This window comes from Bacillus sp. z60-11, from assembly GCF_046464135.1.
Lineage (GTDB): Bacteria > Bacillota > Bacilli > Bacillales > Bacillaceae > Bacillus > Bacillus sonorensis_A.
In genome coordinates this window covers 97,561-117,559 of sequence record NZ_JBIYSN010000005.1, presented here as the reverse complement: position 1 = coordinate 117,559, position 19,999 = coordinate 97,561, and the positions used below count along the sequence as shown (strand labels likewise).

General features: G+C 45.2%; 21 protein-coding genes and 2 pseudogenes. 16 read left to right on the top strand and 7 right to left on the bottom strand.

The features are described 5' to 3' along the window. The first annotated feature begins 19 nt into the window (after nt 1–19). The 3 genes from eno to ACINLD_RS15240 all read left to right on the top strand — a co-directional run bounded on the left by eno (nt 20) and on the right by ACINLD_RS15240 (nt 2,353). Nucleotides 20–1,312: a phosphopyruvate hydratase gene (gene eno / locus ACINLD_RS15250; protein ID WP_026588818.1), complete on the top strand. Its 1,293-nt coding sequence runs from the start codon at nt 20–22 to the stop codon at nt 1,310–1,312. Nucleotides 1,313–1,449: 137 nt separating this feature from the next. After that, nucleotides 1,450–2,082: a type 1 glutamine amidotransferase family protein gene (locus ACINLD_RS15245; RefSeq protein ID WP_026588817.1), complete on the top strand. Its 633-nt coding sequence runs from the start codon at nt 1,450–1,452 to the stop codon at nt 2,080–2,082. Nucleotides 2,083–2,272: 190 nt separating this feature from the next. Further along, on the top strand, nt 2,273–2,353 hold the full coding sequence (locus ACINLD_RS15240) for a putative holin-like toxin (protein WP_256860326.1): 81 nt from the start codon (nt 2,273–2,275) through the stop codon (nt 2,351–2,353). A 311-nt stretch (nt 2,354–2,664) separates the two neighbouring features. On the opposite strand, the gene ACINLD_RS15235 is transcribed toward ACINLD_RS15240, so the two are convergent. Beyond that, on the bottom strand, nt 2,665–3,009 hold the full coding sequence (locus tag ACINLD_RS15235) for a hypothetical protein (protein WP_077736156.1): 345 nt from the start codon (nt 3,007–3,009) through the stop codon (nt 2,665–2,667). A gap of 83 nt (nt 3,010–3,092) precedes the next feature. On the opposite strand from ACINLD_RS15235, the gene ACINLD_RS15230 reads away from it, so the two are divergent. Continuing rightward, the gene (locus tag ACINLD_RS15230) at nt 3,093–3,458 is read left to right on the top strand and encodes an MFS transporter (RefSeq protein ID WP_142246081.1); all 366 of its coding nucleotides are present in this window, start codon (nt 3,093–3,095) and stop codon (nt 3,456–3,458) included. Nucleotides 3,459–3,604: 146 nt separating this feature from the next. Here the strand turns inward: ACINLD_RS15230 and ACINLD_RS15225 are convergent. Together ACINLD_RS15225 and ACINLD_RS15220 are read right to left on the bottom strand one after the other, a co-directional pair. After that, nucleotides 3,605–4,240 (bottom strand): annotated as a pseudogene (locus tag ACINLD_RS15225) (methyl-accepting chemotaxis protein); the annotation flags it as partial. Nucleotides 4,241–4,546: 306 nt separating this feature from the next. Beyond that, nucleotides 4,547–5,479, bottom strand: a pseudogene (locus tag ACINLD_RS15220) (cache domain-containing protein); the annotation flags it as partial. A gap of 386 nt (nt 5,480–5,865) precedes the next feature. On the opposite strand from ACINLD_RS15220, the gene ACINLD_RS15215 reads away from it, so the two are divergent. Both ACINLD_RS15215 and ACINLD_RS15210 read left to right on the top strand, forming a co-directional pair. Continuing rightward, entirely contained in the window at nt 5,866–6,810 is a 945-nt protein-coding gene (locus ACINLD_RS15215) for an ABC transporter substrate-binding protein (protein ID WP_077736123.1), read from the top strand. Nucleotides 6,811–6,951: 141 nt separating this feature from the next. After that, entirely contained in the window at nt 6,952–8,745 is a 1,794-nt protein-coding gene (locus ACINLD_RS15210; RefSeq protein WP_077736124.1) for a zinc ribbon domain-containing protein, read from the top strand. A 42-nt stretch (nt 8,746–8,787) separates the two neighbouring features. Here ACINLD_RS15210 and ACINLD_RS15205 read toward each other — a convergent pair whose 3' ends face one another. Next, entirely contained in the window at nt 8,788–9,567 is a 780-nt protein-coding gene (locus ACINLD_RS15205) for a zinc ribbon domain-containing protein (protein WP_077736125.1), read from the bottom strand. Nucleotides 9,568–9,700: 133 nt separating this feature from the next. Between ACINLD_RS15205 and ACINLD_RS15200 the strand changes: the two genes are divergently transcribed. Beyond that, nucleotides 9,701–10,363 carry a MarC family protein gene (locus ACINLD_RS15200; protein ID WP_256860318.1) on the top strand — a complete coding sequence of 221 codons (663 nt, stop codon included), beginning with the start codon at nt 9,701–9,703 and terminating at the stop codon, nt 10,361–10,363. Nucleotides 10,364–10,404: 41 nt separating this feature from the next. Here ACINLD_RS15200 and ACINLD_RS15195 read toward each other — a convergent pair whose 3' ends face one another. Beyond that, a complete protein-coding gene (locus ACINLD_RS15195; RefSeq protein ID WP_026588810.1) occupies nt 10,405–10,944 on the bottom strand; it encodes a GbsR/MarR family transcriptional regulator in 540 nt (179 codons plus the stop codon). A gap of 256 nt (nt 10,945–11,200) precedes the next feature. Between ACINLD_RS15195 and ACINLD_RS15190 the strand changes: the two genes are divergently transcribed. From ACINLD_RS15190 to ACINLD_RS15175, 4 genes are read left to right on the top strand one after another with little or no spacing between them, the layout of a single operon-like run. Continuing rightward, nucleotides 11,201–12,340 carry a betaine/proline/choline family ABC transporter ATP-binding protein gene (locus tag ACINLD_RS15190; RefSeq protein WP_026588809.1) on the top strand — a complete coding sequence of 380 codons (1,140 nt, stop codon included), beginning with the start codon at nt 11,201–11,203 and terminating at the stop codon, nt 12,338–12,340. 21 nt (nt 12,341–12,361) lie between these two features. Continuing rightward, the gene (locus tag ACINLD_RS15185) at nt 12,362–13,015 is read left to right on the top strand and encodes an ABC transporter permease (protein ID WP_077736126.1); all 654 of its coding nucleotides are present in this window, start codon (nt 12,362–12,364) and stop codon (nt 13,013–13,015) included. 13 nt (nt 13,016–13,028) lie between these two features. Continuing rightward, nucleotides 13,029–13,946: an osmoprotectant ABC transporter substrate-binding lipoprotein OpuCC gene (gene opuCC, locus ACINLD_RS15180; protein ID WP_026588807.1), complete on the top strand. Its 918-nt coding sequence runs from the start codon at nt 13,029–13,031 to the stop codon at nt 13,944–13,946. 19 nt (nt 13,947–13,965) lie between these two features. Continuing rightward, nucleotides 13,966–14,643 carry an ABC transporter permease gene (locus tag ACINLD_RS15175; RefSeq protein ID WP_026588806.1) on the top strand — a complete coding sequence of 226 codons (678 nt, stop codon included), beginning with the start codon at nt 13,966–13,968 and terminating at the stop codon, nt 14,641–14,643. A 44-nt stretch (nt 14,644–14,687) separates the two neighbouring features. Here the strand turns inward: ACINLD_RS15175 and ACINLD_RS15170 are convergent, their stop codons facing one another. Both ACINLD_RS15170 and ACINLD_RS15165 read right to left on the bottom strand, forming a co-directional pair. Next, nucleotides 14,688–15,089: a helix-turn-helix domain-containing protein gene (locus ACINLD_RS15170; protein ID WP_026588805.1), complete on the bottom strand. Its 402-nt coding sequence runs from the start codon at nt 15,087–15,089 to the stop codon at nt 14,688–14,690. 163 nt (nt 15,090–15,252) lie between these two features. After that, nucleotides 15,253–15,654 (bottom strand): transcriptional regulator, encoded by a 402-nt coding sequence (locus tag ACINLD_RS15165; protein WP_026588804.1) that lies wholly within the window; start codon nt 15,652–15,654, stop codon nt 15,253–15,255. A gap of 151 nt (nt 15,655–15,805) precedes the next feature. Here ACINLD_RS15165 and ACINLD_RS15160 point away from each other — a divergent pair, with 151 nt between their 5' ends. From ACINLD_RS15160 to rnr, 5 genes are all read left to right on the top strand, one after another. Beyond that, the gene (locus tag ACINLD_RS15160; protein WP_142246090.1) at nt 15,806–16,039 is read left to right on the top strand and encodes a helix-turn-helix domain-containing protein; all 234 of its coding nucleotides are present in this window, start codon (nt 15,806–15,808) and stop codon (nt 16,037–16,039) included. 29 nt (nt 16,040–16,068) lie between these two features. Further along, nucleotides 16,069–16,365, top strand: coding sequence for an AbrB/MazE/SpoVT family DNA-binding domain-containing protein (locus tag ACINLD_RS15155; RefSeq protein WP_026588802.1), 297 nt, complete (start codon nt 16,069–16,071; stop codon nt 16,363–16,365). A gap of 149 nt (nt 16,366–16,514) precedes the next feature. After that, nucleotides 16,515–16,745: a preprotein translocase subunit SecG gene (gene secG / locus ACINLD_RS15150; protein ID WP_026588801.1), complete on the top strand. Its 231-nt coding sequence runs from the start codon at nt 16,515–16,517 to the stop codon at nt 16,743–16,745. A gap of 139 nt (nt 16,746–16,884) precedes the next feature. Continuing rightward, complete coding sequence (locus tag ACINLD_RS15145) at nt 16,885–17,631, top strand: alpha/beta hydrolase (protein ID WP_409444298.1); 747 nt, start codon at nt 16,885–16,887, stop codon at nt 17,629–17,631. Between the two features lie 13 nt (nt 17,632–17,644). Next, nucleotides 17,645–19,951 (top strand): ribonuclease R, encoded by a 2,307-nt coding sequence (gene rnr / locus ACINLD_RS15140; protein WP_026588799.1) that lies wholly within the window; start codon nt 17,645–17,647, stop codon nt 19,949–19,951. Nucleotides 19,952–19,999 lie beyond the last annotated feature (48 nt).

Here is a 19,999-nt window from a genome sequence, read left to right as displayed (position 1 = left end):
TTGAAGGAGAGAAACAAACATGCCATACATTGTAGATGTTTATGCACGTGAAGTATTAGACTCCCGCGGTAATCCGACGGTTGAAGTTGAAGTATATACTGAATCAGGAGCTTTTGGACGCGCGCTTGTTCCAAGCGGAGCTTCCACTGGCGAATATGAAGCTGTTGAGCTTCGCGACGGCGACAAAGATCGCTACCTTGGAAAAGGTGTTTTAACTGCCGTTAACAACGTAAACGAAATCATCGCCCCGGAAATCCTTGGCTTTGATGTGACTGAACAAGTATCAATCGATAAACTATTGATCGAACTTGACGGAACTGAAAACAAAGGCAAGCTCGGCGCCAATGCGATCCTTGGTGTATCAATGGCCGTTGCCCGCGCAGCTGCTGATTTCTTACAGATTCCGCTTTACCAATACCTTGGAGGATTCAACTCCAAAACGCTTCCAGTACCGATGATGAACATCGTCAACGGCGGAGAGCATGCGGATAACAACGTTGACATTCAAGAATTCATGATCATGCCTGTCGGCGCAGAAAACTTCCGTGAAGCGCTTCGCATGGGCGCGCAAATTTTCCACAGCCTGAAATCAGTTCTTTCTGCTAAAGGAATGAACACTGCTGTAGGTGATGAAGGCGGATTCGCTCCAAACCTTGGATCTAACGAAGAGGCGCTGCAAACAATCGTTGAAGCGATCGAAAAAGCCGGCTTCAAACCTGGCGAAGAAGTGAAATTGGCTATGGATGCTGCATCTTCTGAGTTCTACAACAAAGAAGACGGCAAATACCATCTGTCCGGCGAAGGCGTTGTGAAAACATCTGCTGAAATGGTTGACTGGTACGAAGAAATGGTTTCTAAATACCCAATCATCTCAATCGAAGACGGTCTTGATGAAAACGACTGGGAAGGCCACAAGCTGCTGACTGAGCGCCTTGGCTCAAAAGTTCAGCTTGTCGGAGACGACCTTTTCGTAACAAACACGAAAAAGCTTGCTGAAGGTATCAAAAACGGTGTTGGCAACTCCATCCTGATCAAAGTAAACCAAATCGGTACATTGACTGAAACATTCGATGCGATCGAAATGGCAAAACGCGCAGGCTACACTGCTGTTATCTCTCACCGCTCAGGTGAAACGGAAGACAGCACAATCGCTGACATCGCTGTCGCAACAAACGCAGGACAAATCAAAACAGGTGCTCCGTCTCGTACGGACCGTGTTGCGAAATACAACCAGCTTCTTCGCATCGAAGATCAACTGGCTGAAACTGCACAATACAACGGAATTAACTCTTTCTACAACTTGAACAAGTAAGCATAAAAAAGAGCTTGGCCGTGTGATGCGGCCAAGCTTTTTTTAAGTGTGCAAGCTGAATTTCCTTTACCCTGACAAAAGCTGTCAGGGTTTTTGATTATAATAGGCTGTATCAATTGCGATTGGAGTGTTACTGGATGCAGTCGAAAACAGTTTATCTTTATGCATTTCATACCATGTCAGATTGGGAATATGGATATTTAATGGCCGAACTGAACTCGGGAAGATATTTCAAAAAAGATACGGCACCTTTAAAAGTCATGACAATAGGAGTGAATAAAGAAATGGTGACGACGATGGGAGGGCTGCGCATAAAACCGGATATCTCCCTTGATGAGTGGACGCCTGAGAGTACGGATCTAATCATTTTACCCGGAGGGAATACTTGGGGAGAAAAGATTCATCAGCCGATCTTGAAAAAGGCCGGCGAAGCTTTAGAGCTTGGCGCGATGGTTGCCGCAATTTGCGGTGCAACTGCGGGACTGGCGAATAGCGGATATCTGGATTCAAGAAAGCATACAAGCAATGACTTGGCCTATATGAAAATGGTCTGTCCTCATTATAAAGGAGAACCGTTTTATGAGATGGGACCAGCGGTATCTGATGGGAATCTGGTTACTGCATCAGGAGCGGCTCCTCTCGAATTCGCAAGGGAAGTACTGAAAACATTAGACGTGTTTGCATCGGATACATTGGATTCATGGTATCAACTCAATAAGACCCACCAACCTGAATACTTCTTCAAGCTAATGAATTCAATCAATAAATGAGCTGAAAGACCAAGAGTTTAGCCGATGCCGAAGCATGGTTTTTTCGGCGGAAAAGCTAAATTTCATGAGTGAAAAAGGTTTTTTTCTTTATTTTATGTTCTGCTTGATATGGTATAATCTACCTCGTATTAGAAGCTCTGCTCACTCAAGGGAAGTCTTGCTCATCCCCTTCTGAAAGGGGGTGATAAAGATGACAGCATATGAAACAATCTCTTTAATGATTGCTTTTGGCATGCTGATTGCCGTGTTGTCAAAGAATAAAGAAAAATAGACCGCCCCTTGAGCCTGGAAAGTGATAGGGAGTGGTCTATTTTTGGATCAATCTGAGCAAGCCCTTTCGATGGGCTGGCTTTTTGTACAAGCCGAAGTGTTGGAGCACTTCGGTTTTTTTAGTATATGCAACATGCTTCCTTATATCATAAAGAATTTTCATTAATTTGTAAATGGCGAAAGCAAATTGTTGTTTTTAAAAATCAATCGTCAGATTACGCATCGGCAAGTGATTTTTATCCCATACAGAAAAACACTAAGTTCGACCTTGGGCTCCAACACCCCTTCAACCAAAGAAGAATCCACCCGTTATCACAGATTTTTCACAGGCTTCAGAAACCAGGCGGGAAGAAAACCGCTGATGCCAATGATCAAAAAACCAATGATCGACAACAGCGCAATCGCGATGGGAGAGAGCGCTTGCTGAAGGCTGTAAGCCGTGCAGGAAAGCAGCACGCCTAATCCTAAAGCGATGAGGTAGACCTTTTGATTCGTAAAAAACAACGTTTCAGATCTTTTGAATTTGATATAAATTAAAGGAAGCCCCGTATAGCCTCCTATGATAAGTGTGAATAACATCGCTAAAATAAACTGAAGTATTGCTGAAACATTTACTCCGAACATGTCTCCAAATGAAACTGACCAGCTGCTTAACATCACAAATCCTAAAAGATAGAGAATGGATAAGGTCAAATGGCTTCATTTAAATCCCTCCAATTGAATACATTTATTCAGAACACATGAATCTGCTTATTTGTTTTATACTGATGTTCTTTGGATCGGCAGGATTGTGGTTTGCGAATATTTCAATCTTATTCGTTCTATGCTCTTCATTATTCGGCTTTTCCTTTGGTTTCGTTACGATATTTCTGCAAAAAACAATTGCAAAAAATATTGAAGATCACCTTCAAACAAGTGCATTCTCCCTTTTTAGTTTAACGTCATATTTGGCAGTGGGGTTTAGCGGATTTATTTTTTCACCGATTGTCAATCACAGTATTAAGTTGCCATTTATCATAACTCCATTGTTTTCATTGATATTTGCAACTGTCTTCGTATTATTCAGTAAGCCAGCAAAAAAGGCTCGTAATGAAAAATCGATGTGAGTACTTCAAAAAAATAATCATCAGGATATACAGTGATTCAACAAGTCCTGGTTGGAAGATCTGCTAAGAAAACAGAGTTGTGAGCTGATAACATGATATTCGAAAAAAACACCCTCTCCTATATAAATAAGAGCGGGTGCAAATCGTTACACTTTAAACTGCGAAATCTTCTCCTGCAAATCCTGCGCCATGACGGCCAGGTCTTCTGACGCCTTGGCGATTTCCGCCGTAATCGATGACTGTTCTTCTGTTAGAGCGGAAGAATTGTTAATATGCTCGTTTGTGTTGACCGAGTAGTCCTGCACCTGTTTGGCGATGTCGCGCATTTGTTTCGTATTTTGCGTCGCTTTTTGGACATCATCCGTCACCAGCTGAATATTGGAGGTGACATCGCGAATCGATTGATGGATGCTTGAAAAGGATTCTCCCGTTTGTTTGACTTTGGCGATGCCTGTATGGGCTGCTTGCTGGCTTGCCTTCATCGATTCGACAGAATGAGAGATTTCGTCCTGGATCGATTGAATTGTCGCTGTAATGTCTGTAGACGCATTTTTCGTTTCTTCCGCCAGCTTCCGCACTTCCTCTGCGACGACGGCAAATCCTTTTCCGGATTCGCCTGCTCGTGCCGCTTCAATCGCGGCGTTTAAGGCGAGCAGATTGGTCTGTTCAGAAATGATTGATATCAGGCTGGCCATCTTGTTAATATCCGCCGATTTTTGTTCAAGCAGTTCGATTTTTTCTGCTGTTTCCGTCATTTTTTCATGCAAATGTGTAATATCTTGTATGACTTCTTTGACCGTCTCACTTCCTTTGTTTGCCAGAGCGGTTGAGTGGGCGGATTTTTTGCTGACCTCCTGGACCGCTTCCGATATCGTGCTGATTTCATCTAGCAGCGTATCGCTTGTCGAAGACATCTCAAGTGCCAGATTGGTTTGCGAACCTGCGTCGTTTGCGACTTCCTGCATCGTGTTGGCTGTTTCATGGACCGCCGAGTGAATTTCTTCGGCGCTTGCGGACAGCTCTTCGGCAGTTGAAGCGACTGTTTCCGCCCCGCCGGCAACATCAGACATCATCGTTTGCAAGGCTGCTGCTGATTGGTTGTAGTATGCCGCCATTTGTCCGAATTCATCGTTGGTATCAGCTGCTGCGCGATGTGTCAAATCCCCTGTCGATAAATGTTTTAAATAACCGTTGATCATCTTGGCTTCTTTCGATACTCTTCTTCCGAGAAAGACGATGATGAGAATCATGATGATGATGGCACCCAAGCTCAGCAGGATCAGCCGCTGAACCAATTGTGACAGCGATTCGTACAGTTCCTCATCGGGAGCGACAAGAACGAGCTTCCAATTTGTTTTAGGGAGCGTGTTGTAATATAGCTCATATTTTTTCCCGGCTGAAGTGGAGACGATCATTCCTTGTTTCTTTTGCGCGGTTTCCTTCCATTGCTCCGCCGTGAGAAGATCGGAAGAAATCGACTGCTCGAGCCGTTTGTCTTTGTCAGGATTGGATAAATATGTGCCATTTTCATCAAGCAAAACGGCATAGCCTGTCTTTTGAACCTTGATGCCGGATACTAGCTGCTGGACTGAATCCAGAACATAGTCGCTTGTAATAACCCCTGTATTTTTTCCATCTGCATTTTTAAACGACAGCGCAGTGGTAATAAATGTTTGTTTTAGATTGTCGTCATAATAGGGAGCAGACCAAATGATGTCATCGGTTTTAATGGCTTCTTTATACCAATCCTGGCTGAAATAATCGTATGAAGGCTCTTCATAGTCCCGCGTGTATACAAGCTGATCGCCGTCTTTATATACGTAAGGTCCGGCAAACTTTTCTTTTTTGCTGTACGCATATGGTTCATACCAGATGCCGATTCCGAAAGTTTGTTGATTGAGGGGCAGCAAGTTTTCAAAGTAACGTTTGTATTCCGTTCGGCTCAATGGAGTGCGCTGTGCCTCGGCAGCCGCTTTAACCCCCGTCAGATTCCGTTCGTGTACGGTAAGACTCTTATCCATTTGCTCGATTGTCTTTGCAAGCGATTCATTCATTTGCTTCGAAATCATTGAATTCAGCTGTCTTTCCGATTCTTTATAGCTGATCAACATGATCACGGATAAAACCACAGCGAGGAGCGGTATCAAGATCATGATTTTCCAAAGAGTCGGCAAGTTTTTAAAGTTCATGTACTTCAATTTGTAACCTCCTTAACCCCCTTGATTATGATTAATATCGTCTATGTATCAGACGGTTTTCACTGGATAATCCCACCTGTTGGTCTGAAACGGTGCATGCGGGCGTTCTTGGCACTTAAAAGAAATTTTTGCGGAATGGATATTGACACTGCAGGGTGGATCAGATAATCTAAATGATAATGAATATCATTTAGAAAAGGAGATCATCGATGAAACGTCTGAAATGGATGACGCTGCTTGCTGTGCTTGTCCTCTTATTGGCCGCTTGCGGAAATCAAAATACAGATACGTCTGCGGACAAGGATGGCAAAGGGTCTTATACCGTAAAACATGCAATGGGGAACACAAAGATTAAAGGTACACCGAAAAAGGTTGTTGTATTGACCAACGAAGCGACAGAAGCAGTTCTCGCCTTAGGGATCAAGCCTGTCGGAGCTGTGCAGTCATGGCTTGGAGACCCGTGGTACGACCATATTAAAGATCAAATGGACGGCGTCGAGAATGTCGGAACAGAGACAGCGCCGAATATTGAGAAAATCGCCAGCCTCAAGCCCGATCTGATTATCGGCAACAAAGTGCGCCAGGAGGAAGTGTATGACAAGTTAAGTGCGATCGCGCCGACCGTCTTTGCTGAAACATTGTCAGGAGAATGGAAAAGCAATTTTGAACTGGCGGCGGAAGCCCTCAACAAAAAAGATGAAGGCGAAAAAGTCATCGCCGATTTCGATCAGCGGGTCAAAGACATTCATGACAAGCTCGGCGACAAAGTGAAACAAAAAATCTCACTCGTCCGCTTTACAGATGCCGATGCCCGCATCTATCATAAAGCATCTTTTGCGGGAACGATTTTGGACGAACTCGGTTTTGAAAGGCCAAAAAGCCAGCAGGCCAATGATTTGGGACAAATGGAAGTAACGAAAGAGCAGATCCCTGATATGGATGGAGACGTGCTTTTCTACTACACCTATGAGACAGGCGATGACAAGGCAAGCGCCATTGAAAAAGATTATGTCAATGATCCGCTTTTTAAAAACTTAAGCGTCTATCAAAAAGGTCGAGTACATAAGGTGAGCGATGCCATCTGGAATACAGCCGGCGGCGTCCTGGCGGCGAACTTGCTGCTCGATGATATCGAAAAATACTTTTTAAAATAGTCTTATTCGAAAAAACCAAACAGAGCTCTGAGCATCTGTTTGGTTTTTCTAATGTGATCCAGCAGCTAAAAAATAAATTCCTCCTTACGATAAATATAGTATAAAATGATTATGTGAGGTTTTTATAATAGGAGGAAAGTCATGAATTTTTGTAAAGAATGCGGCAGGGAATTAACTGCTAAAGCCCGTTTTTGCAAACATTGCGGGTTTCAGGCGGACGGCAGCGGAACATCTATATCTGAAGAATCCGCACGCCAAGACATACATAAGCCGAAGATGTCCAAGAAAAAAATAATCGTACTGGGTGCCATTGTCGCATGCTGTGTCCTGCTGTTTGCAGGCTATAAAACGGGTGAAGCCCTGACGTCAAAGGAAAAGTTAATCAGCGATTTTGAAAATGCGCTCGACCATGAAGATGCCGAGAAAGCGGCGCAGCTGCTGCAATCTTCAGATGTCGACCTGGCCATCACAAAAGAAAATGTCAAACCGCTGCTGACATATTTAAAAGAGAATCCAGATGATGAAAAGGAACTCATTTCTTCTTTGAAAAGCGATTCCGGCAATCAACTTGTCTCAATCGAAAAATCAGGCAGGCACTTTTTTATTTATGACCGCTATGTTTTAAATGTAGCCCCTGTTTATTTAACGATCAAGACGAACTATAAAGATACGGATCTATTTGTAAACGGCAAAAAGGTCATGACAACCCAAAAAGAGAACTTTGAGAGAAAGTTCGGGCCGTATGTTCCGGGTGTATATGAAGTTAAAGCCAAGCTGAAGAACGATCTGACCGAGCTGAAAAAGACAGAAAAGGTCGAGGCGTTGGAAAGCGATGTCAACGTTGATGTAGCTGTCGACGGTCACAAGGCGAAGCTGGTGTTCGAAGACGGATATGAAAAGCTGAAAGGGACGCTCTGGATTGATGGGCAAAAAACGAACATCGATCCATTTAAAGGAACATCCTTCGGGCCCGTGCTGACAGACGGTTCAATGTCTGCCGAAGTTGAAGGGGAATTTCCGTGGGGAACCTTAAAAAGCGCAAAAACGCCGATTGACAGTTCTGACATTCAAGTCAATCTTGCTTCAGATCAAACATTTATGGATCAGATGATGAAGACGCTTGTGAAGCATACGAAAGAAGAGATGAAGGCTTTGGCAAGCGGAAATGTCAACGATCTGACCGTTGCCGCCCCGTCGTATAAAAGCGATTTGAAAGAGATCATTGCCGGTTATAAAAGCTCTGGCACGTATTACAAAGGCACTTATCTATCCACCGTATTTGATCTCGATTCTTTCCGGCTGTACAACGAGGATGGCAAATGGAAAACCGATATTGACGGGGTTGAAAAGCACAAATCAGCCTATTTTGACGACTACAGCTCACCTGATATGGCAGAAAACGAAAACGGATTTACGTATACGCTGGTCTATTCCGGCGACCAACACAAGTGGCTGGTCGAACAAGCCGACCCCTCGAGCTTTATAAACATCGAAAACAAAAAAGAAATCAAAAACGACAAGCCGCAGGAATATACATCGGCATGGGCTTCTGAAAAAGGGGCTTCCAAAAATACTTCATCAGGCGAAGAGCTGACAGACCGCAAAGTCGAGTCAGCGATAGAAGGCTATTTGTATAGTTTGCAGGATGCCATCAATGAGAATGATTTTTCATTGGTCGCCGACAATTTGCAAAAAGGAAGCTCGCTTTACAATGATCAAAAAGAATTGGTGAAAAAATTAAACGGAAGCGGGACACAGGAGGAAGTCGTTGATTTCAGCGTTACCAGCTGGAAGCAAAACGGTTCTGCTGTCACGATCAAAACTGAGGAGAAAATCAATATTATCAAAAATGGCAAAGAGCAAGTGAAAACATACCATTGGACATACCAGGCCGTTGTTGAAGACGGCGAGGTGTTATTGACCTCGATACAATAGTAAAAAGCCTTTTTTCCCCACGTGGAAAAAAGGCTTTTTTTCTTAAAATATCCGGTTTAGAATAGAGCCGCCAATATTGGCGAAATAATCGAGAAACAGATTGCTCATCACCCGGACTGCAATCAATGTCATCAAATAAACGAGCAGTGTTGAATAAATCATATCGACGGCGCCTTTCGCCTTTTCATGGTAGCTGTAAAGAACGGCCGGCGGAATCAAAAAGACAATGCCGCAAAGCGCGAACAATAAAACACTTAAAAACAAGGCCGTTTTCATCAATGATAACAGAAAAGCGATAACGAGAAGCGCTGTAAATGGGACTAAGAGCGCCCCAAAACGTCCCATGACTTCTTTAAATGGCGCCTGAGCCCCTTGGATTCTCACACCTGCGTATGTAAAAACAAATAATAAGAAAATATAAATAGCAAAGGTAAAAGCGGGTTTGACTACGATATCAAAAAACGTCGGCATCATGTCAGAGCCGCTCCAAATCCCGGAATAGCGCCCTAAAGAATCGAAAAAGCCCTTTAACCCGAAATAAAATGTCAATGGAACGATAATCGCAAAGACAACCATCGTGATGATGCTGTTAGTGAAATGCTGTTCTCCGGCGTTTTTCATCTCTTTGTACGGGCGTTTCAACGCTCTTAAACAAAATGAAAAGTACATGGATGAAGCTTTTTTCGCCGCTTCCACATACATTTGCGTCTGCGCCGTCTCCGCTTTAGTCCCGGCGCTGTCACTCTCTGCGGACAGATTTGCACCGCAGTTCTCGCAAAATCTTCCGCCATCTGTTTGATGGCCGCATTTTGAACATGTCATTAAATACATTCTCCTTTAAACTAGTTATTTTGTCCTATCTGAAAATTCATTATAAATGAAAATGGAGCGGAATGTAATAGCTTTAAAAAAGTTTCAGCAAGCATCATCCGAGGTAAAAACAGAATATCTGTTGATGATTTTGTGTTCAGAAAGGAGCGACCTTATGTTTAGTTCTATCATTCATGTTTTTGTTTCCTTGTTCGCCGTCACAAATCCGATCGGCAACGTTCCCATCTTTCTTGCCCTTACGGAAGGATATCAGGCGGAGGAACGCACCGTTTTAGCGAGAAGGGCTGCCACATTATCCTTTCTCATTATGATCGGGTTTTTGCTTTTCGGTGAACTGATCTTTCAGGTATTCGATATTAACATTCACGCATTTCGGGTGGCAGGCGGGATTTTTATATTCGGAATCGCCTATAACCTGCTGAATGCCAAACAATCGCATGTTCAGACGCTCCATCATGAAGAACATCGGGAAAGCAGGGAAAAGGAGGATATTTCTGTGACACCGCTGAGCATTCCGATCATTTCAGGACCGGGAACGATTGCGACTGTCATGAGTCTCTCGGCCGGAAGCCGATCACTGCTTCATTTCGGCGAAATGATCATCGGCATTGCCGCCGTGCTTTTATTGACCTTTGCAGCGTTTCACTATTCAACATTGATCAGCAGCAAACTGGGCCGGACGGAAATGAATGTCATCACAAGGCTGATGGGACTGATTTTAGCCGTGGTGGCCGTTGGCATGATCGGGACGGGGCTGAAAGGGTTGTTTCCGATATTGGCCGGGTGAGGAAAAGTGAAAAGCTGCACGGCTGTGCAGCTTTTTGGCGATTATGATGGCTTTGGCACATATTTGAAAATGTCTTCGCTTTCGAAAAACTCGATCAAGTTGTCAAGCCACTGATAGTAGTCGAGCCACTGTTTTGTTTCTTTCAGAAGGTCGTTGATTTTTTCTTCCGTTTCAGGGGAAATGTGTTCCTCTTCAAGCGCTTCTAAAAGCTCTTTTCTGATCTTTTTTCCGATCATCCGGTTTTTTTTGACGACCTTGCTCCAGTTGGCGGCAAACAGTGAAATAAATGTCTGATAATAATCCTGTTCAACATCGTATAAGTCTTTGCGGACGCCTTTTTCAAAAACCTTTTCAGCGATATTCAAATCGAGCATTTCGCGGACGACCTGGCTCATTCTCGTTTTGCTCATCCCCGTTGCATCAGATAGTTCATTTAAGGTCATCGGCTTTCTGTTCATATAGATGATTCCCAGCACGCGGCCGACAGTTGATGATATAGCATATGTATTCATGTTTTCGGCAATTTTTTCTATAAAATATTCTTCAGCTTGTTTAATCGTTTTTAAAACGTTTTCTTCCAAAGCGCATCACCCCAAGGACAGCCAATTTTATTGTCAATATATCATAATTTGGTTAGCGGTTGAAAACAATAAAATGAAAGCAAAACTAAGGATTCGGCCGCTATCTTAAGAATAAGCGGCTTTTGAAAGAAGTAAACATATTTTTTTAAGCATTATTCATACATTTTAAACACTTTATAAACTTTTTATTTTACAAAGTGTATCCTATAATAAACGAGATGTTGAAATATTTAAATAATAGTTGGAGGTGTGCTGATTGCTAAAGCTAGAAAATGTATCCAAGGTTTATAAAGGCGGCAAAAAAGCCGTCAACAGCATTAACCTTGATATCGCAAAAGGGGAATTCATCGTTTTTATCGGGCCCAGCGGCTGCGGGAAAACGACGACGATGAAAATGATCAACCGGCTCATTGAGCCTACTTCAGGAAGCATTTACATCGACGGAGAAAATATTTTGGATCAGGACCCGGTTGAGCTGCGCCGCAAGATCGGCTATGTCATTCAGCAGATCGGCCTTTTCCCGCATATGACGATTCAGCAAAATATCACGCTCGTGCCAAGGCTGTTGAAATGGCCGGAAGAAAAAAGAAAAAAACGGGCAAAAGAGCTGCTCCAGCTCGTCGACATGGGGCCGGAATATTTGAGCCGCTATCCCCACGAGCTAAGCGGCGGACAGCAGCAGAGAATCGGCGTGCTGCGGGCGCTTGCGGCGGAACCGCCGCTGATTTTAATGGATGAGCCATTTGGGGCGCTTGATCCGATTACCCGCGATTCGCTTCAGGAAGAATTTAAGAAGCTGCAGAAATCATTGAACAAAACGATCGTCTTTGTCACGCACGATATGGACGAAGCGATTAAACTCGCCGACCGGATCGTTATTTTGCGCGCGGGTGAAGTCGTGCAGGTCGGTACGCCTGATGAGATTTTGCGCAATCCGGCGGACGATTTTGTCGAGGAATTTATCGGAAAAGAGCGGCTGCTTCAATCGCGCCCTGATGTCGAGCATGTCGAACAAGTGATGAACTCCAACCCGGTTACGGTGACAAGCGAAAAAACCTTGTCAGAAGCGATTCAAATCATGAGGGAGCATCGCGTCGACTCGCTGCTTGTCGTTGATGATAACCATGTCTTAGAAGGGTATATCGATGTTGAAATCATTGATCAAAACCGCAAAAAAGCCGGAACGGTCGGAGATGTTCTCAGCCGGGATATCTACTCTGTTCAGAAGGGCACAATGATCAGGGATACCGTCAGAAAGATTTTAAAAAGAGGGTTTAAATATGTTCCGGTTCTTGATGAAAAGGGACGCCTTGTCGGCATTGTAACAAGGGCAAGCCTTGTGGACATCGTCTATGACTCCATCTGGGGAGACGAAAACCATCTTGTCCAGAGTTAATGGAAGGAGAGGGCACCAATCATGAATGAAATCATTCAATTTTTGCAGAAGAATGGCGGAGAAATGCTTTATAAAACAGGTGAGCATTTATATATTTCGGTCATAGCCGTTCTGCTTGGCATCATCGTGGCTGTTCCGCTCGGTGTATTGCTGACGAGAATGAAAAAAGGGGCGGGCGTTGTCATCGGTGTTGTCAACATTGTTCAGACGTTGCCAAGTCTCGCGATACTGGCATTTTTCATTCCAATGCTCGGCGTGGGAAAGATCCCCGCAATTGTCGCGTTATTTTTCTATTCAGTCCTACCGATTCTAAGAAATACGTATACAGGTGTAAAAGGCGTCAACCAAAACTTGCTGGAGTCCGGAAAGGGAATCGGTATGACTGCATGGGAACAAATCCGCCTTGTCGAGCTGCCGCTGTCGGTTCCGGTGATCATGGCGGGTATCCGCACGTCAACCGTTTATTTAATCGGTTGGGCGACGCTCGCTTCATTCATCGGCGGCGGCGGCCTCGGCGACTATATTTTCATCGGGCTCAACCTGTACCAGCCTGAATATATCATCGCCGGCGCGGTGCCTGTCACGATATTGGCGATTCTGATCGATTACATTCTCTCGAAAACCGAAGACAAAGTCACACCTGAAGGATTGAAAGGGATGAAGGAAGTATCATAAGGAGTTGGCATTCATGCAGAAGAAAAAACGAAGATTAGTCACAGCCTTCGTGCTGGTGTTTGCGCTTTTATTAAGCGGCTGCAGCCTGCCCGGTCTCGGCGGGGCTTCCAAAAACACGATCAAAATCGGATCGCAAAGCTTTACGGAATCTGAAATTATGGCGAATATGCTCGCCCAGCTGATCGAGCATGACACCGATTTAAATACGGCGCTTGTCAAGAACCTCGGCTCAAACTATGTCCAGCACCAGGCGATGCTCGGCGGCGACATCGACATTTCGGCCACGCGCTATTCCGGCACAGACTTGACGAGCACGCTTGGCAGGGAAGCGGAAAAAGATCCGGAAAAAGCGCTTAAAATCGTCCAAAAGGATTTTAAAAAGAAATTTAACTATAAATGGTATGATTCCTACGGATTTGATAATACGTACGCGTTTACCATCACGAAAGAAATGGCTGAAAAAGAGCACTATGACACGATTTCCGATTTGAAAAAAGACGCCGACAAGCTGAAGCTCGGGGTGGATAACGCCTGGCTGAAAAGAAAAGGCGACGGATACCAAGGATTTAAACAAACATACGGTTTCGCATTTGGTTCAACCTTTCCAATGCAAATCGGTCTCGTTTATGACGCCGTCAAGAACGGCAAGATGGACATCGTCCTCGCCTATTCGACGGACGGCCGGATCAAGGCCTATAATCTGAAAATATTAAAGGATGACAAACATTTTTTCCCTCCGTACGACTGTTCTCCTGTCGTCCCGGAAAAAGTGCTGAAGGCCCATCCGGAACTTGAGGGTGTCATCAGCAAGCTGATCGGGAAGATCGACACCGAGACGATGCAGGAGCTGAACTATGAAGTCGATGGAAAGCTGAAAGAACCTTCTGTCGTCGCAGAAGAATTTTTGAAAAAGCATCATTATTTTGAGTGATCAGGGAGGGATGATTGAAATGGAAATGCTGAAACAGCTTTGGACGTACTATGCGCAAAACGGCGGCTATGTGCTGCACGAATTTTACCGCCATTTTCTCATGTCGGCCTACGGCGTCTTGTTTGCGGCGATCGTCGGGATTCCGATCGGGATTTTCATCGCCAGATACAGAAAGGCGAGCAGATGGATCTTTTCCATTACAAATGTGATCCAGACGATTCCGGCATTGGCGATGCTTGCCGTCCTCATGCTCGTGATGGGCCTCGGGGCGAACACGGTCATCCTTTCATTGTTTTTGTATTCGCTCTTGCCGATCATCAGAAATACGTATACGGGAATCGTCAGCATTGAGCACGCCTATCTCGAATCGGGAAAAGCGATGGGGATGACGAAGTTTCAAGTGCTGCGGATGGTCGAGCTTCCCCTGGCATTATCCGTCATTATGGCGGGTCTCAGAACCGCTTTGGTGATCGCGATCGGCATTACCGCGATCGGAACCTTCATCGGCGCCGGCGGTCTCGGCGACATCATCGTCAGAGGGTCAAACGCGACGAACGGAACAGCGATTATCCTGGCGGGCGCGATTCCGACCGCGCTGATGGCTGTCATCGCCGACCTGATTATGGGATGGCTCGAGGGCGTCTTGAGCCCGGTCAAAAACCGCAAAGGCCAAGCGCCGAATCCAGATGGTGTCTAGAAAAATAAAAGCCCGAGTTTCTGTTTAAAGGAAACTCGGGCTTTTTATGATTTCCGCTTCTCGGCTTCACTCACCAAAAAGTGAAAATACTGCTCAAGATTTAATATATCTTCTCGTGACAAGCTGTCCCATTTGCGCGCGTCAAACAGCCACAGGTCTTCCGCGTCGTGTTTTGCCGCAATATCATATATGGTGAGGTACTCCGGCTGCTCTTCACAGATTTCCCCCGGCGCCATATAACCGGCGATGTCCATCAGCTGTTCATATGGGATCTTCAAGGCAGCGGCCAACTTTCTGATCGTCGCCGGCTTCGGCACTCCGCGATGCCCGTTTTCGATTCTGGAAATGGTCGCGGCGCTCACCCCGGCGTACATCGCAAGCTGATTGACCGACAATCCTCTTTGTTCGCGCAGCTCTTTCAACTGCTCGCCGAATGTTGTTTTCATCACCATCACCTCGCCGTCATCGTGTTATGTAACATTTTAATACAAATGTTGACTAAAGGAAACAGTTCAGGTGGAAAAATATTGACAAAAGTTAACATAAGGTATAAAATAGCAGCAAGAAAAGTGTACAGGCTTACAAGAGGAAAAGCGGAGGGAGCTGGAATCAGGAGTTGTTCCGTCTGCGTGCTTCCTGCACGAGAAAATTGAAATATTTCTCGAGGTTCTCGATGTCAGCCTTTGACAGAAGCCTCCATTTTTCCGCGTCAAATAATGAAAGGTTCTCAAGCTGATATTGAGAAACGATGTTGTTGATGGTATCGTAGCCGCTTCTTGACTCATTGACGGCGGCCGCGCTGATATAGCCGGCTGATGCCATCAGCTCCTCATACGGAATTTTCAAGGCGTCGGCCAGCTTTCTGATCGTCGCCGGCTTCGGTACACCGCGGTGGCCGTTTTCGATTCTTGAAATGCCGGCGGAACTGACGCCGGAATACATCGCGAGCTGATTGACAGTCAGCTTTTTCCGCTCCCTTAACTCCCTCAATCGACTTCCAAAATCCGTCATCTTCAAAACCTCACAATCTCTTATATTCAATATTTTAGTATGAATATTGACTACAGGAAACATATGGATGATAAAAGTATTGACAAAAGTTAACATATCAATTATGGTTGATATAGATAAAAAGAAATATAAAACAAAAGGAAGGGGAGTCATAATGGTAAAAAAGATTCATATCAGGAGAGATTTTGTTCTTCAGTATATGGTTGAGCATAATCTTTCCTTAAATCAGCTTGCCATTGAAATCGGTGTATCCCCGGCAACACTTAGCAGAGTCCTTAATGGGGAAAGGAGGCCGGGTCAGCTTGTCATTGGAAAAATGATTCAGTATTTCAACAAAAAATTCGAAGATCTCTTCTATTACAAAGATGTTGACAAAAGTCAATGAAACAAGGAAAAAAGGAGGCCGCACAAATTATGAAAAATACGGGAATTGTCCGGAGAATCGATGAGCTTGGAAGGGTGGTGCTCCCGGTGGAAATGCGGAAGGTGCTGAACATCAATGAAAAGGACCCGCTGGAAATATACAGTGAAGGTGAAAGCATCATTTTGACAAAATACGCCGCCAACATGGCCTGCCTGATGACAGGGGAAATCACGACGCAGAACAAAACGTACGCGGGCGGCAAGATCGTGCTCAGTCCCCGCGGTGCAGAGATGCTTTTGCAAGAGATGAAGGAGGTCTTGAAACAGAAACACCATGCTGCATATTGAATTAAAGCGGAGCCTTTCCAATCATGTGTGTATACGCCTTTCCGGGGCTGGCAAAAAATAAACAAGACGGTCGATTCAGCCCGTGACAGCAACTTCGTTTTCATGTAAAATAAAACTATTGTCAGCCAGTTTGCCTGGAGGTGTAGGAAATGACCGCATTTTTAACGGTCTTATTAGTGATTGTTTGCGTTGCACTTATCGTTGTCGTGCTGCTGCAATCCAGCAAAAGCGCAGGATTATCGGGCGCGATTTCCGGAGGAGCCGAGCAGCTTTTTGGAAAGCAGAAAGCAAGAGGATTGGATTTAATTCTTCACCGGATTACGGTTGTTTTAACCGTGCTTTTCTTTTTCTTAACGATTGCGCTTGCTTACTTTGTATAAGACAATGAAGCATGAGGTCTGATGTTGAAGTCAGGCCTTTTTCCTATTTGCCGGCCTCTGTCTTGCGGCCGGTTCTATTTATTAAGTTTGTTTCCAGATCAAACGTGGAAGAATACATATGAAAAGGAGACAGTGAATCATGAAAATCGTCAAACCACAACCTTTCACATTTAAAGGCGGAAAAAAAGCCGTCCTGCTGCTGCACGGATTTACGGGAAACACAGCAGATGTGAGAATGCTCGGGAGATATTTAAATGAAAGGGGCTATACGTGCCACGCTCCTCAATATCAAGGACACGGCGTCCCGCCGGAAGAACTTCTTTCCACAGGCCCTGAAGACTGGTGGAAAGACGTCATGGACGGTTACGAATATTTGAAATCGGAAGGATATGAACAAATAGCGGCTTGCGGACTGTCTCTCGGAGGGGTTTTTTCTCTGAAATTGGGTTACACTGTACCCGTAAGGGGAATTGTTCCAATGTGCGCGCCGATGTATATCAAAAGCGAAGAGACGATGTATCAAGGTGTGCTTGATTATGCCCGCAATTATAAAAAATTTGAAGGCAAAACACCGGAACAGATTGACGCCGAAATGGAAGAATTCAAAAAAACGCCGATGAACACATTAAAGGCTTTACAGGAGCTTATCGCCGATGTCAGACATCATGTAGACATGATCTACTCGCCGACGTTTGTAGTGCAGGCCCGCCATGATCATATGATCAATACGGACAGCGCAAACATCATCTACAATGAAGTCGAGACGGATGATAAAAAACTGAAATGGTATGAAGAATCAGGGCATGCCATCACTTTGGATAAAGAGCGTGAAACATTGCACGAAGATGTGTATCAATTTTTAGAAACGTTGGATTGGCAGCCTTAAGGAGGTCTGGTTAGTGGAAAAAGAAGAATTTATGGATAAGCTTCTTTCCTTTATGAAGGAAGAAGCATATAAACCTCTGACAGTTCAGGAACTGGAGGAGATGCTTGAGATTACAGATGCAGATGAATATAAAGAGCTTGTCAAGGCATTGGTGAGCCTTGAAGAAAAAGGGCTTGTCGTCCGAACGAGAAGCAACCGGTACGGATTGCCGGAAAAAATGAATTTAATCAAAGGAAAGATTTCGGCGCACGCCAAGGGCTTTGCGTTTCTCCTTCCTGAAGACGCCGCGCTTGATGACGTCTTTATTCCGCCTTCCGAGCTGAATACGGCGATGAACGGAGATACGGTGCTCGTCCGCATGAGCACGGCAACCGGAGGCACAAAAAAAGAAGGCTCTGTCATCCGCATCATTGAGCGGAACGTTCAGAAAATCGTCGGTACGTATACGGAGACGAGAAATTTCGGGTTTGTCATTCCGGACGATAAAAAAATCACAAACGACATCTTTATTCCGAAACACGCCAAAAACGGCGCTGTCGAGGGCCATAAGGTCGTCGTCCGCCTGACAAGCTACCCTGAAGGACGGATGAGCGCCGAGGGGGAAGTCGTTGAAATTCTCGGCCATAAAAACGATCCCGGTATTGATATCCTATCGATCATTCATAAACACGGTCTTCCCGGGGAATTTCCGAGGGAAGCGTTGGAACAGGCCGGCGCCACACCGGAAACGATCGATGAAAAGGATCTTCAGAATAGACGCGATTTGCGCGATCAAACGATCGTCACGATCGATGGCGCGGATGCCAAAGATCTCGATGACGCCGTTACCGTTACAAAACTTGAGAACGGGCATTATAAACTCGGCGTTCACATTGCCGATGTCAGTCACTATGTAACAGAAGGATCGCCGATTGATCAAGAGGCGTATGAACGGGGAACGAGCGTTTATTTGGTCGACAGGGTCATTCCGATGATCCCGCATCGGCTCTCGAACGGCATCTGCTCTTTAAATCCGAAAGTCGACCGCTTGACGATGTCGTGTGAAATGGAAATTAACGGCCAAGGACAAGTCGTAAAGCATGATATTTTTCAAAGCGTGATTAAGACGACTGAACGGATGACATATTCGGACGTCAACAAAATTTTAGTTGATGATGATGAAGAGCTGAAGCAAAAATATGAAGCTCTTGTGCCGCTGTTTAAAGATATGGAAGAGCTTGCCGCCATTTTACGCGACAAGCGGATGAACCGCGGAGCCGTCGATTTTGATTTTAAGGAAGCGAAGGTTCTTGTCGATGAGGAAGGCAAGGCGAAAGACGTCGTGATCAGAGAGAGGTCAACGGCGGAAAAGCTGATTGAAGAGTTTATGCTTGTGGCCAATGAAACGGTCGCTGAGCACTTTCATTGGATGAACGTGCCGTTTATTTACCGGATTCACGAGGACCCGGATCAGGAGAAGCTGCAGAGATTTTTGGAGTTTGTCGCCACATTTGGCTATGTGGTCAAAGGGACGGCCGGCAGCATCCATCCGAAGGCGCTCCAGAACGTGCTCGATGAAGTGAGAGACCGCCCGGAAGAAGCCGTCATTTCTACGGTGATGCTCAGGTCGATGAAACAGGCGAAATATGACCCGCAAAGCCTCGGCCACTTCGGGTTGTCAACTGAATTTTACACCCACTTTACATCGCCGATTCGCCGCTATCCTGATTTGATCGTCCACAGGCTGATCAGGACATACTTGATTCAGGGCAAGACCGATGAAGCAACAAGGGAAAAATGGGCGGAGAAGCTTCCGGATATTGCCGAGCATACGTCAAATATGGAACGCAATGCCGTCGACGCGGAGCGGGAAACTGACGACCTGAAAAAAGCGGAATATATGATGGATAAGATCGGTGAGGAATTTGACGGCATGATCAGTTCGGTCACGAACTTCGGCATGTTTGTCGAGCTTCCGAATACGATTGAAGGACTGGTCCATGTCAGCTTTATGACGGATGATTTCTACCGCTATGATGAACAGCATTACGCGATGATCGGAGAAAGGACGGGCAATGTCTACCGGATCGGCGACGAGATTACGGTCCGCGTCGTCGACGTCAATAAGGACGAACGGAACATCGACTTTGAAATCGTCGGAATGAAAGGATCGCGCCGCAGGCCGAAACCTGAAGGCAAACAGAAGGGGAAAGATTCCAAAAAGACGGCGCCTGCTTCTGACAAAGGGGAATGGTTCACAAAGCCGAAAAAGAAAAAAGTAAAGAAAAAACGCGGTTTCCAAAACGCACCGAAGCAGAAAAGAAAGAAAAAGAAAAAATAATCCCGGCACGCGTCACAAAAGGGGCGGCGAAATTGTAAGAAAGGCGTT